The organism is Cellvibrio sp. KY-GH-1, assembly GCF_008806975.1.
GTDB lineage: Bacteria > Pseudomonadota > Gammaproteobacteria > Pseudomonadales > Cellvibrionaceae > Cellvibrio.
This window is the reverse complement of the sequence record NZ_CP031728.1, coordinates 1,474,161-1,488,536: the sequence shown is the minus strand read 5'-3', so window position 1 is coordinate 1,488,536 and position 14,376 is coordinate 1,474,161. Positions and strand designations below refer to the sequence as shown.

Genomic DNA, 14,376 nt, shown 5'->3' with positions numbered 1-14,376 from the left:
TTTATCATAATAATATTAATTGGCGCCCAATTCTCTTGAATACAAGTGGCGCTGAAAACTAGTATGCACTGCGATGGTGCTGGACAGTAAAACTATAAGCTCTTTTGAACTCACTACAGATTCGGTCACTGTAACTGCGAGCGCCGTCGATTATCAGGATCTGACTTTTACATTCACACGTGCGTAAGGTTCGCGCCCCGTCTTTCTTTTACACCCTTCGCTTTTTACTGCAGTCCTTGCCAGAGGTTTCGGCGTTGAGTTGAAGCTTTTTTCGCGGGGCGTGGAACCTGTCGTCATAACTTTAATAAAAAGGTGTATTTATGCTTGGAACTATTGCCAAAGGCTCGCGCTTGGCCGGCGCTCTTGGGGTCGCGTTGCTCGCCGCAGCTTGGGGAACAGGCGCTACTGCCGCCTGTAGTTACACAGTGACCAACAATTGGGGGAGCGGTTATACCGCTGCGATTCGCATTACCAACGATACCGCTACCGCCGTTAACGGTTGGCAAGTAAGTTGGGCCTATTCTAAAAACGCAGTGACGAATAGTTGGAATGCAACCTTAAGCGGTGCATACACCGCCACCAACACCGCTTGGAATGGCAGCATTCAGCCGGGCCGTTCGGTGGAGTTTGGTGTGCAGGGGGTTACTAACGGTGGTGCGATTGAATCACCACAAATACAGGGCGTACTTTGCGCAGCGATTGCATCCAGCAGCGCCAGTATTATTTCAGCCGCTAGCTCAAGTAGCCGCATAAGTAGCGCGGCGACCAGTGTTGCGCCTATAGCGAGCAATATTGCGACGCTTGCAACCGCAACCACGTCCTATGTGTCGCCGTGGGAAACCATTCGCGCCGTCAATGACAACAGCAATCCGGCAAATTCCAACGATAAATCGGCCGGTGCTTATGGCAACTGGAATAACCCAAATTCAATCCAATGGGTGCAATACGATTGGTCGCAAAATTATTCGCTCAGCAATACGCAAATTTATTGGTTCGATGATAACGGCGGTGTGTTAACACCAACTCGCGCTTATATCGAATATTGGAATGGTAGTGCCTGGGTGAATGCGGGCAATGTGCCGCTGGCAAAAAATGCATTTAATAATGTGGCATTGAATGGAATTGTTACCAGCCGTTTGCGTGTGTCCATGTTAAACACGACGCAATCAACAGGAATTCTGGAATGGCGAGTCGCGGGAACTGCAGCGGGAGGAATGAGTTCATCACGCAGCAGCACACCGGTAATGTCCAGTTCGCGTTCAAGCAGTTCAATAGCGGTAACCTCGTCGTCGAGAAGCAGCAGTTCATCGATGCGTAGCAGCACACCCGCGAGCAGTTCATCGGTAAGAAGTAGTACGCCGGTGGTGAGCAGCAGCTCAAGCAGTTCGCCGAGCGTTGCGCAATGTAGCGCTCACGAATGGCCGAAGTATGAACCGGATTTGAATTACGATTTCCGCACCGATTTCGGCCAGGTGGACCCGAGCAAATTCAAGGTTTACAACGGTTGCCCGGCCAGCACTATTGCCGGTGTAAAAACCAAAGGTCGCTTTGCATTTATCTGGGGTAAAAATCGCAACCCCGCAATTACCGATGCCGATATTGATCGCGTACTCACTAACCTGAATGAAGATGCTGATTACATTCACAATGTGATGGGCTGGCCAGTGGATAAATTGCAGCAGGAAGGTTACTTCAGCAATATTTATCTCTACGGCTCTGGCTTGTGTACCGATAGTGCTGCAAACACGGAAAAAGGTGGATGGCAAAGCGGTATCAATGGTTATCCAATGGTGTTGTTGTCTTACTATCCCGTGGTGACACCGAGTGAGCGCGGTGGTATTACGCACGAATTTATTCACACCATCATGGCAACACGCGGCAACAAAGCAGCCTGGTTTAACGAAGGAGGAAACACCTGGTTGCAAATGAATCTGGAAGCATCACGCACTGGCAATTACGGTGTTGGATTTTTGGATGCAACCTCATTCCTCGCACCGCATATGCCCATCGAAAATTACAGCGGCTGGTTGCAAGATGGTACCTTTGGTGGCCCGAATGCCGAGGGCGTGGATCGTCGTGTGAACGGCCAGCAAATTTCTACCTGGCGCGATTACCTGGGTGGTAACCAATACAACTCCGCGTTCCCGCATTTCCTCGGTGTGCACGTTTCAAAAGGGGCAAATGCCTGGTTGTGGGCGAAAGGTGCGCACAATCATATTTTGCGTTCACTGGCCGGCGGTGTTGGCGAAGAACAAACGCAGCGCATGATTATGGAATTCCGTGCGCGTCAGGCGATGGTCGATTTCGGCCCCTGGAGCAATGCGTTTAAATCGCCCATCAATAATAATTGGGGAAGAACGATTGGTGCAGAAGAAATTCCCGGCGGTATTTTGCAAGAGCCAACTCCCCATCGCTTGACGTTCTATGCAGCAACTACACAGCAAGGTACAACGCTTATTCCTAGTACCGATACTTTGCCGGGTTGGTCTGGTGCTAACCAGATTCCGTTAAAAGTGACAGGCAATAAAGTGCGCGTGAATTTCCAACCTATCGGGCAAAACATGCGCGTGCAATTAGCCTATCGCGCGGCAGATGGCACAGCGGTTTACAGCAAACCGGTTAGCAGTGGCGAAGCTTGTCTCGATCTCACCAAAGCGCCGAAAAATGGTGTAGTGGTAGCGGTGGTGTCCAATGTGGATTACCTCTACAACGGCGAAGAAACTCGCACCCGTAAACACGATTACCGTTTGGAAATTGTGGAAGGGGTAACAGGTACTGCGCCGCTCTACGACAAACACTATCAATAATTAATTGATCTGCAGCCCAATCACACCAGTGATTGGGCTATTCCATTTCTCCAATAGTTAGTGCACTTTTTTTAAAGTCGCATTGGGGTTCTGCATTCATTTATTTGTAGTCTGGAAAAATAATCCGGATTCAGGAGAGCTTTGTTATGCGTAAATTAACAATGGCAAGTGTTATCGGTTTGGGGTTCGCAAGTGCCCTGGCAGCCACATCTGCATCGGCGGCTTGTGTTTACACAGTGAGTAATAGCTGGGGGGCAGGTTTTACTGCATCCATTCGTGTAACTAATGATACTGGTGTAGCCGTTACGGGTTGGCAAGTGAATTGGAAATATGCAAAAAATTCAGTGAGCAGTGCATGGAATGCGCAATTAAGTGGAAGTTATTCGGCCACTAACCTCGCGTGGAATGGCAACTTAAATCCTGGTCAGTCAGCAGAGTTTGGCGTTCAGGGGTTAACGAATGGTGGGGCAGTGGAGATACCTGCAATTGTTGGCGCTTTGTGTGGTTCATCAGCAACCTCGAGTGTGCCGGCCGTTTCCAGTAGCGCAAGTAGTGTTGTTAATGTAAGTAGTGCCGGGCGTAGTTCATCCAGCAGTGTTGCGCCTGTGGTAAATAATATTGCGACGCTTGCTACTGCGACAACCTCTTTTGTTTCTTCATGGGAAACCTTGCGTGCGGTTAACGACAATAGTAACCCTGCGAACTCTAATGATAAATCCGCCGGCGCTTATGGCAACTGGAATAATCCGAATTCAATCCAATGGGTGCAATACGATTGGCCACAAAATTATTCGCTCAGCAATACGCAAATTTATTGGTTTGATGATAACGGCGGTGTGCTCACGCCAACTCGCGCTTATATCGAATATTGGAATGGCAGTGCCTGGGTGAATGCGGGCAATGTGCCGCTGGTAAAAAATGCATTTAATACCTTGGCGCTCAATGGAATTGAGACCAGCCGTTTGCGTGTGTCCATGCTTAATGCAACACAATCAACCGGAATTCTGGAGTGGCGCGTTGCGGGTAGTGCAGCAGGTACCATTAGCTCTTCAAACAGTAGTAATGCTGCGAGTTACAGTTCTCGTATCAGCAGTTCAGCGGCGTTAACTTCTTCGTCGAGAAGTAGCCTTGTCAGTTCTGCTGCACAGAGTAGTTCTTCGGTTCGCACTAGTGCGTCGGTTATGAGCAGCTCATCGAGCAGTTCGCGCGCTACAGTTTCGTCTTCTTTGGCGAGCAGTTCGTCGGCTGCTGTGTTTACGCCGATTACCACTCAATACGAATACGAAGGTATTAATACCAGTAACGCGGCGTACAAAGATTCCAACCGTTTCCGTTTGTATTACGGTGCTGTAAATAAACTGGGACCTAAAGGAAATTTAGGCACCCATTCCGACGCCGATGTAACTCGTATGCTTGAGCATATGGAAAAAGTGTATGACTATTTTGTAACGAGTCGCGGGTTTAAATCGCCCGCACAATCCATTCATTCGAGCAGGCCCGGTTTCTTCAAAATTAACGTTTATTCGGTAACGGATATCGATGCCGGTGGCTTTATGGGTTACAACGGCACCGCCGGTTTAAGTTACTTGGTGATGCGCAGTAATTTGTTGAATGTCGATAGTATTTCTACCCATGAATTTGGTCATGGAATTACGTTGGCGGAAGCCATCTGGATTGATAAGGCACGCACCGGTGCCTGGTGGGAAACTACCGCAGAGTGGTTTGCAGATGCCTACATTAGTCCACTCAATAACACCACTAACTTTAACGTTGAGTCATTGCATGCGGGCTCTTATCGCACAATTGTCCATAAAGATAATTTGTACGAAGCCTGGCCGTTCCTTAATTATTTGAGCAACAATCCGGATAATTATTCCAATCTGGGGCGTGATGCAATCCGCAATCTAATTCGTGCCTATCAGGGTCAGGAAACGCCTTTGCACAGTTTGGCTCGCCTCGTTCAGCCCGTTTCAGTGCAGACATTGGTTGGTCGCTACCGTGCGCGTATTGCCTATGGCGATATTGGTCATCCGCTAGTGCAATCACGTGTGTTAAGCGCGCAACGCGATGCGAGTTTCCGCACGCGCGCCTATCGCAACCTGGAAGCCGTTGATTCCACTACTTGGCGGGTCATCGCTGCGCGTAAACCGCAATACACCGGCAGTAATATTATTCCTTTAACGGCAACGGGCTCCGGCCAAATCAGCATTCAGGTTACCAACCTGGGTAATGGTTTGAGCGATAGTAATTTTACGGCGGTGGTGGCGATTAAAGCGTCGAACAATGCTGTGCGTTATGTGGATCTACCGAGCGGTGCTGGCAACTTCCAATTGGCTGCTGGTGAAGAATCAAGTTTGGTTGTGACTAACACACCGAATAATTTGTACCTCTACAACGCCTTCGAAACGACGGATACCAGTCCTGAAGCGGTTGGCCTGAATTATCAAGTCCAAATTATCGGGGCGCGCCCGCGCGATTAAATCCGTTTCATCAATTCGCGTTAATTCACATTTATGAAATCACTGCTGCAGTGGCAGCAGTGAATTTTTGGGGAAAGATTTTTTATGAAAACCATGGTTAAAAATTATAGCCGGCTGGCATTATTCGGCTTGGTTGCTACAGTCGGTGCAACAACTGCAAACGCCGCTTGCACTTATACAATCACTAACAATTGGGGCGCAGGTTATACCGCCGCCATTCGCATAACCAATGACACTAATGCACGTGTAAATGGCTGGCAAGTGAGTTGGTCTTACGCAAAAAACACCGTGACAAATGCCTGGAATGCGCAGCTGAGTGGTAATTACACGGCGACCAATCTGGGTTGGAATGGTGGATTAAATCCTGGTCAGTCTGCAGAGTTTGGTTTCCAGGCTGTGACTAATGGTGGAACAGTAGAAACACCTGCTTTGAGTGGAAGCCTATGTGCAGCAACTGCATCGAGTGTGAATACTGTTTCCAGTCGATCTGTAGCGAGTAGTATTGTTTCACGCAGCATAGTTTCGAGTAGCATAGTTTCGAGCAATCCCGTAACCAGCAGTCGCAGCGCCAGTAGTATTATTCGCAGCAGCAGTTCAGTGAACAGTGTGGCACCCATCGCGAATAATATTGCGGCTTTGGCAACTGCCACGACTTCGTATGTTTCGCCTTGGGAAACACTGGCAGCAGTGAACGACAACAGTATTCCTGCAAATTCGAATGATAAATCGCAAGGTGCCTATGGCAACTGGAATAATCCAAATTCCATCCAATGGGTGCAATACGATTGGCCGCAAACGTATTCGCTTACCAACACACAAATCTATTGGTTTGACGACAACGGTGGTGTGCTTACGCCAACACGTGCCTACATCGAATATTGGACCGGCAGTAATTGGGTCAGCATTGGCGATGTGCCACTGGCAAAAAATGCGTTTAATAATTTGCCATTAAATTCAGTTGTCACAAATCGCCTGCGTGTTTCCATGCTAAATGCAACGGAATCTACCGGCATATTGGAGTGGCGTGTTGCAGGGGTTCCTGTTGGGCAACCACCGCAATCCTCCTCGGCAAAAAGTTCCTCCAGCAGTTCACGCAGCAGTGTGGCGAGTTCATCCGGTAATTCCTCAACCGGAAATTGCACTGGCCCATTAGCGGGAACGCGCGGCAGTAATCCAATTCTGCCAAATATTTTTACCGCTGACCCTGCATCATTTGTTCACAATTGTACTTTCTATATCACTGCGGGTCGCGATGAAGGAACCAATGGTTTCTTGTTGCGCAGCTGGTATGTGTTGTCATCCACCGATATGGTGAACTGGACGGATCATGGTGCGCCGGTAATGAGTTTAAGTACTTTCACTTGGGCTGATGCGAACGCATGGGCAGGGCAAATGATTGAACGCGGTGGAAAATTTTATTGGTATGTCCCGGTCAATAAGCGCGGTGGTGGAATGGCAATTGGTGTTGCGGTCGGCGATAGCCCACTGGGTCCGTTCCGCGATGCGATTGGTGCACCACTGGTTGACGATACCATCGAAATGAACGCCTTTAATTACACCGATGCAGGCCAAACGGTTTACACCATTGACCCCACAGTGTTTGTCGATGATAACGGCCAAGCCTATTTAACCTACGGCGGTTTCTGGCGAATGGTTACTGTTGCGCTTAATGACAATATGACTTCCATTAAAGGCAATTGGATTGAGCGCACACCGCGCGATTTCTTTGAGGCGCCTTACCTCACCAAACGCAATGGTACTTACTACATGGTTTACGCTGCAGGTGCCAACCCGGCGACAATTGATTATGCCACGTCAACCAACCCGACCGGCCCCTGGACCTATCGCGGCCGCATACTTGAAAAATTACCCGCATTAGCAGGGCAGGATGCACCAACTAGCCACCCGGCGATTACCGAATACGCAGGGCAATGGTATTTGGTGTATCACATTAGCAATGGAAAAGGTGGCGGCACTTACCGTCGCCAGGTGGCGATTGAAAAATTATTCTTCAATAGCGATGGCACAATCAAACCCATCACGCCGTCAACGGGTTTGAGCTTCTAACTGTTACATTTTTTGTTGTGCGCTTACAGGCCCGAGTGAAGTTATTCCTCGGGCTTTTTTATAGTTATTGCAAAAAAAATGTGGATGTTAATATTGTTAAAGGGCGGTAGGAAATTAACCATTCCTATGGAAAATTTAGTGACACGTTAGCTCGTTATGTTGAGGTATATGTGAATTGGTAGCGTTTTATCATGATTGTTTTGTGAGTCGGTATTGTTTTGATTTTTGGTTGCTTATATCCTCACTCATGCTTTAACGGGTTAGGATCTTTAGAGTAAATATATGGTTTTCAATAATGTCTCATAGTGGATATGGATTGCAGGGTTTAAATCAACAAGGCAGTAATGAAAGGAGGAGAGATGAACAGCGTTCGTATTATTTGTTCTGTTGGTGAAAATGGGAAAAACCAAAGGTCAGATGTTGTTGTTATTCAAAAAGCGCTGAATTTTTTTATTAAAAACAATCTTTTAACGCCACTGATTCCTCTGAAAGAAGATGGCGTTGCAGGTAAAATCACCCAATCCGCTATTCGCCGATTTCAACAAGTCTCTATGTCTATGGTTATGCCAGATGGACGTATAGACCCTTCAGGAAAAACACTTGATAAATTAAATTCAAAGATGCTTATGTCGAAGCGGCAGGCCGGGGCATTGACTGAAAGTAAAATTGATTTATTAAAGGTTTCCAGTGCCTTGCTGCCGGGGGTATCTCATCAAACAGGTAATGCTAAATTTTCTCTTTCAGTAAAAAGGGCTTTATCTGGAGATGTTAATTTTTCTGAGCTTGCTAAAGAGGATTTCGTCAAAAACGTATTTGATGCGGCAAAGAGGGAATCTCTCATTTCCGGAGTGCCAGCAGCAGTTGCTGCGGCACAAGCGATTCTCGAAACAGGGTATGGCAAGTTTGTTCCAATAGATATCAATACAAAAAAATATAGTTATAACTTATTTGGTATTAAAGGGGTCGGAACTGCAGGGCCAGTAGATATTTATACTCACGAAGTCATTAATGGCAAGAGAGTTAAGATTCTCGATAGATTTCAGGCATACAACAGTTTTTCGGAATCAATTACCGGGCGGACTAAATTTCTTAAGCAAAATATAAGATACAAGTTTCTATTCAGTACAAAGGATCCAAAAACATGGGCTGAGGGCCTGCAAAAGGCAGGTTATGCAACTGATCCTAATTACGCAAAATCTTTAATATCAATTATGGAGTCTTGGAAATTAATATGATCTTTCGTTTTTTGATTGCTGCTTTTTTTTCGGGGTTCTGTTGTTTTTGTAGCGCCGATAGCGCTGATATGGAAAGGCCTATTAGAACGTCTATTGTTTCCTTCTCTCACGCAATATCGAAGGGTGATCTTTCAAAATTTAAGAGTGTTGCTAGCCCTGATGGTATATACCTGGTTCGAAAGTTTACATCTGGAAATCTTGGTGGACGGGGCGAGGAGCTTAGTCAAAAAGTTTCTGCAGCGACTATAAATGATCAAATGGAGTTTGCACTAAAAAGTCAAACTCCCCTAAGTCTAAAAATACTCTTTCCCGGGGTGCCTGTTAAAGATTACAAGCAACTGCCAACACACAATTTTATCGCTAAGGTTGCTAACCTTCCCTTTGATCAATGGGGCAGCTTTTTGAAAAAGGCTATGACTCCATTGCCAGAGGCAGTTGAGGGTAGTCCCGTTGTTTTGAGGGTCGCTCCTGATTGTTGGGTTTATGCGGAAGCTCAGGTAATTGACGGGATCTTGGTGGGCGGATTTGCGGTCTTTAAACAATACAAACAAGGTTATGTTCTTGTCGCGATAATTGAATTGCTTTAGTCGCACCGTAATTCGAGCAAATTTTTATATTTAAAATTAGTTCTGTTTGTGAAACCAATCTCATAATGGAATTTGTGTCGTCAAAAGCATCACATTTGGCGGCCAAATAAATCCTATTATTCACATGAATCTGTAATATCTAGTCCTGCTGACTATTTGTTCGCCAAGCTTTCTCGATTCCTTCCTTTCGAAAATCCCGTATAGCGACTGCTGTATTAGTCCAAGGCAATTCCGGCCGTGGATTGCATTGTTCCGCCATTGCGCCGGTACTTTTAATAATTAATAACGAAGTAATGACAACGGAGAACATCCTGATGAACGCGACCCGGCTAAAACTGCTGGGCACTGTCGCACTGCTGAGCGCCGGCATTTTTGCCGCGCAAGGATCTGTGGCGCAGAGTGCAAGCTGTAAATACGTGGTAAGTAATAACTGGGGTGGTGGTGCTACCGCCAATATCGAAATTACCAATAACGGTACCAGTGCGATTAACGGTTGGACGGTGAACTGGGGTTATAGCAAAAACAGTTTATCGGGCAGTTGGAGCGCAACTGTGACCGGTTCCAACCCGCACTCAGCGACCAACCTGAATTGGAATGGCACTATTCAGCCTGGGCAAAAGGTGTCGTTTGGTGTGCAGGTAAACGCTAATGGTGGTGCGATTGAAACGCCCGCAGTAACGGGATCTATTTGTGGGAGTGTGGCGACATCGTCGAGCCTTCCTTCATCCAGCTCAAGACCCTCATCGAGCACCATTCCTTCATCTTCGTTGCGTTCCTCGTCTTCATCGGTTCGCTCTTCGTCGATCCTGAGTTCAAGCTCGTCGATTCGCTCGTCCAGCTCCATCTCTTCAATAGTTTCTTCTACTTGTGCAGCTGTTCAGCAGTGTAATTGGTACGGCACTTTTTATCCTGTTTGCACAGCGACAGCGAGTGGTTGGGGTTACGAAAACAACAAAAGTTGCATCGCTGTTTCCACCTGCGCGGGCCAGCCATTACCCTACGGTGCAGTTGGTGGATGCCCTGTTTCCAGCGCATCTCTGAGTTCAAGCTCAATTAGAAGTAGCGCATCAAGCTTCTTGAGTTCTTCCAGTATTCGCTCTTCATCGAGCAGTGTTGTTTCTTCAAGTGTTTCGTCCAGTGTTTCTTCGAGTAGCTCATCGATTCGCTCATCGAGCAGTGTCGGCACTTCCAGCAGTAGCCCTAACGGTGTTATTCCCAATGCGACTGCGAGCGGTTGGCCCTACTGTCGCTCAGCGGATTCAGATCCGGACGGCGATGGTTGGGGTTGGGAAAATAGTTACTCCTGTATTGTGTACGGTTCCAAAGCAGATACCTCCGGTGTTGGTAATTTTTCGTACTGCATGATTGGTTCATCCAAATTGAATTTATGTGCAACCGATAACGGCAGCTGGGGTTATCAAAGTGGAGCTGTGTGTTTATCGAAAAGTATGTGTCCGGGCATGGGTAGTGCGACGCAAGCACCGGCGCGTACCGCTCCGGTTAATGCAAATGCAAATGCAACCACCAAAAGCGTATTTACCTATTTGAAATCGATTTGGGGCAACCATGTTTTGTCTGGTCAGCAAGACCTGACCTGGCAAGATAATATCGATCAGTATCAACGCGTAATTAATGATACTGCGCGTGCGCCAGCGATTATGGGTTACGACTTCATGAACTACGGCTTGTGGGCGGGCAACCCAGGGCTCAAACAAACCGAAGAGGCGATTACCCATTGGAACCGCGGCGGCTTGGTGACGTTTGCCTGGCACTGGCGCGACCCTAATGCGGCGAGTACAGCCATCGGCGCTTTCTACACGGCGGACACCAGTTTCTCGATTCCTATCGCGAATGGTCAGTTGGATACCGCGAGCGCAAGTTACGCCAACATGGAAGCAGACATTGCATTGATTGCCGCCGAATTGCAAAAATTGGAAGACGCTGGCGTCACTGTGTTGTGGCGCCCATTGCACGAAGCATCCGGCGGTTGGTTTTGGTGGGGCCGTAATGATCGTACCGATGGAATTCCAGCAGCTTACGCGCAAGTGGTGTTGTGGCGCCATCTCTATGATCGCCTCACCAATTTCTACGGCTTGAATAATTTAATTTGGGTGTGGAATGGTCAGAGCGGTGGTTGGTATCCAGGCGATGCGTATGTGGATATCGTTAGCCACGATATTTATGACGGCAACCGCAATTATGAATCGCAAGCGTCTACGTTCAACCTTGCCAAAGCTTATTCACAACAAGTGAAGCTGGTTGCACTCAGCGAAAACAGCAATATTCCCGATCCGGACTTAATGAAGCAAGACAATGCCTGGTGGCTGTATTTTGTGGTGTGGAATGACGTTGACACCGCAGAAGGTGTTAGCAATTCCAGCAATTTCTGGACTGGCGAGTACTACAACACTAATGCTCACAAACGCCACGTCTACAACCATGAACTGGTAATCACTTTGGATGAATTGCCAGATTTTTAAGTAATATTCTTTAATTAAAAATCTGTGTAGTTGTATTCAGCCGAACACGCGAGTCTCACACGAGGTTCGCGTTTTTATCATTCAGGTGGAATAACATCTGCCTGAATTTTTTTACCCGCTGTTTAACGTTTTTATAAAATAATGACAGGAGAAAGACCTGATGAAAAACCTACAGCTAAACTTTTTATCGCTACGCTTTTTATCGTTTAACTGCTCGCAGCTAAAAAGTCCTCGCTTTAAAAAATGGAGTGCAGCCCTTGCTCTGGGAGCGAGCTTGTTTGCCGCGCAAACATCACTGGCACAAACTGCTACCTGTAAATATGTTGTGACGAATAATTGGGGCAGTGGTGCTACAGCTAACGTCGAAATTACGAACAAAGGCACTTCCGCCATCAATGGTTGGAGTGTGAATTGGGTTTACGTGAATAATCGGTTGTCTGGCAGCTGGAACGCGACTATCACTGGCTCCAATCCGTACAATGCCGCCAATTTAAGTTGGAATGGCAATATCCAGCCTGGACAGACAGTGGCATTTGGTGTGCAAGTGAATGCTAATAATGGCGCTATAGAAACGCCGGCAGTAACTGGTGCGGTTTGCGGTGGGGCGGTATCTTCCGTATCTACCAGCAAATCCAGCAGTTCTACGCTAGTGTCGTCATCTGTGCGGTCTTCGTCTTCCTCGATTCGTTCATCATCCTCGTCAAGTCGCTCTTCGGTATCCTCGACCCGTTCATCGTCTTCAATGGTTGTGTCTTCATCACTTCGTTCATCGTCCAGCAGCGTGCGATCATCAAGCTCCATTGCGGGCAGTTCAAGCAGTGCAGGTGTTTTGACGTCGGTACAACTTACCAAATTGATGGGCATTGGCTGGAATATTGGTAATTCGTTGGATGCGATCGGCGGTGAAACTGCTTGGGGAAATCCGGTAATTACCCAGCAATTAATTAACTCGGTTAAAGCTGCTGGTTTTAAAACTATTCGTTTGCCAGTGGCCTGGAGTAAATTCTCTGACGAAAGCAACTTTGTAATTCAAACCGCCTGGATGGATAGGGTAGAGCAGGTGGTGAAGTATGCGCTTAATGCAGATATGTATGTGGTGATGAATATTCATTGGGACAATGGTTGGATGCAACCCACTTATGCACAACAAAATTACGTCAACAATCGTTTAAAAATTATGTGGACGCAAATTGCCAATCGTTTCAAAAACTACGATAACCGTTTGTTGTTTGCCGGTACCAATGAAGTAATGGTGGACGGCGATTACGGCACTCCCACGGCTGAATACTACACAGTACAGAATAGTTTCAACCAAACTTTTGTAACGGCGGTGCGCGCAACGGGTGGTGGAAATGCCAATCGTTTCCTGGTAGTACAAGGCTTTAACACCAATATTGATCACACCGTGAATTTCGCGAAAATCCCAACCGATACCACCACCAATCGTTTATTGATGGAAGTTCACTATTACGATCCCTATAACTTCACCCTCAACACCAATAGCAACATCACCCAATGGGGCAAAAATGCCACTAACACCAGTGCAGTAGAAACCTGGGCAAATGAATCCTGGGTGGACTCACAATTCCAGAAAATGAAAATCAATTTTGTGGATAAAGGGGTTGGTGTAATTCTGGGTGAATACGGTGTTGTATCACGCACTAACATCGGCGATCACGAAGGCTATCGCGTTTATTGGAATGAATACATTACCCGCGCTGCCTACACCCGCGGCCTGGCGCCCATCTACTGGGATAACGGCGTAGGCGCTAATGGTGGTATGGCGCTATTTGATCGCGCCTCGGGTACACAACTGTATCCCAACCTGATTCAGGCGATTGTGAAAGGGGATGATTAAGTTGTTAAGTTAATCGACATTAAGTGATTAAAAATAGCCCCCCATTTGGGGGGTTATTTTTTTGGGGCGGAAGAATAGGCTGAATAAACTTTGTTAGAAAAAAATTATGAAATCCTGGGTTAATCTTAAAGGGTGAAATACATGAGTGACGAGAAGACAACTGATGACAATACTACTCCACCTGCTCCACCTACTCCACCTACTCCACCTGCTCCACCAAACTCGCAGGGATCTAAAGGTGAGGGAGATATCCCTGAATCAAGTTGGGTTGTTCGTGGGTTAATTCTTGCGATATTTATAACAATACTGATTATCTTTATAGGGCTATACAACTCAGAGGGTAAGTTTTTGCTTCTGTTAAGGGAGACTGATGTATCACGAGGTTTAATAACATTCCTTGTGGCAATCGTTACTGTATTAATTGCCTTAATAATTTCCGTGTGGGTGGTTGCATCGAATGCAAAAGGCGACGAATTAAAAGAACGATTCAGCTATTCAAAAGATGTGCTTGCGACATTAGTTGGAATTTTAGGAACAATTCTCGGTTTTTACTTTGGCTCAGGCGAAACGGTTGCAAATACATTGATGTTAGCAGATGTTCGCGTGGAAGGTGACAAGGCCGTTGCTCATGTGGCTGGTGGGGTTCCTCCCTACCGATATTCTATAAGTTTTGGAAATGTAGATTCAAAATCAATTAAGATTTCCCCTGATGGTTGGATTGTCGAATCTTTACCGGGGGTAGCAGATCGTGGGGAAAAAATAAAAATAGTTGTCATAGATTCTAAGGATCGTTCTGTAAGTGTTATCAAAGATTATTAGAAGTTATGATGCTCGTTCGTCCGATGTTTAAATCGGTAGATCA

At 46.7% G+C, this 14,376-nt stretch carries 8 protein-coding genes; all 8 read left to right on the top strand.

Translation table 11 applies throughout. From position 1 onward, the window contains the following. Positions 1–320 precede the first annotated feature (320 nt). The 8 genes from D0C16_RS06335 to D0C16_RS06300 all read left to right on the top strand — a co-directional run bounded on the left by D0C16_RS06335 (position 321) and on the right by D0C16_RS06300 (position 14,333). The gene (locus D0C16_RS06335; protein ID WP_151031530.1) at positions 321–2,807 is read left to right on the top strand and encodes a cellulose-binding domain-containing protein; all 2,487 of its coding nucleotides are present in this window, start codon (positions 321–323) and stop codon (positions 2,805–2,807) included. Between the two features lie 146 nt (positions 2,808–2,953). Beyond that, positions 2,954–5,287 (top strand): DUF6055 domain-containing protein, encoded by a 2,334-nt coding sequence (locus D0C16_RS06330; protein WP_225318929.1) that lies wholly within the window; start codon positions 2,954–2,956, stop codon positions 5,285–5,287. An 84-nt stretch (positions 5,288–5,371) separates the two neighbouring features. After that, complete coding sequence (locus D0C16_RS06325; protein WP_151031529.1) at positions 5,372–7,354, top strand: family 43 glycosylhydrolase; 1,983 nt, start codon at positions 5,372–5,374, stop codon at positions 7,352–7,354. A gap of 359 nt (positions 7,355–7,713) precedes the next feature. Next, complete coding sequence (locus tag D0C16_RS06320; RefSeq protein WP_191968658.1) at positions 7,714–8,589, top strand: glycoside hydrolase family 73 protein; 876 nt, start codon at positions 7,714–7,716, stop codon at positions 8,587–8,589. After that, complete coding sequence (locus D0C16_RS06315; RefSeq protein WP_151031527.1) at positions 8,586–9,176, top strand: hypothetical protein; 591 nt, start codon at positions 8,586–8,588, stop codon at positions 9,174–9,176. Before D0C16_RS06320 ends, D0C16_RS06315 begins: the two co-directional genes overlap by 4 nt. Positions 9,177–9,490: 314 nt before the next feature. Next, positions 9,491–11,656 (top strand): glycosyl hydrolase, encoded by a 2,166-nt coding sequence (locus D0C16_RS06310; RefSeq protein WP_225318928.1) that lies wholly within the window; start codon positions 9,491–9,493, stop codon positions 11,654–11,656. A gap of 160 nt (positions 11,657–11,816) precedes the next feature. Beyond that, a complete protein-coding gene (locus D0C16_RS06305; protein ID WP_151031525.1) occupies positions 11,817–13,514 on the top strand; it encodes a cellulase family glycosylhydrolase in 1,698 nt (565 codons plus the stop codon). Between the two features lie 141 nt (positions 13,515–13,655). After that, positions 13,656–14,333 (top strand): hypothetical protein, encoded by a 678-nt coding sequence (locus tag D0C16_RS06300; RefSeq protein WP_151031524.1) that lies wholly within the window; start codon positions 13,656–13,658, stop codon positions 14,331–14,333. Positions 14,334–14,376 lie beyond the last annotated feature (43 nt).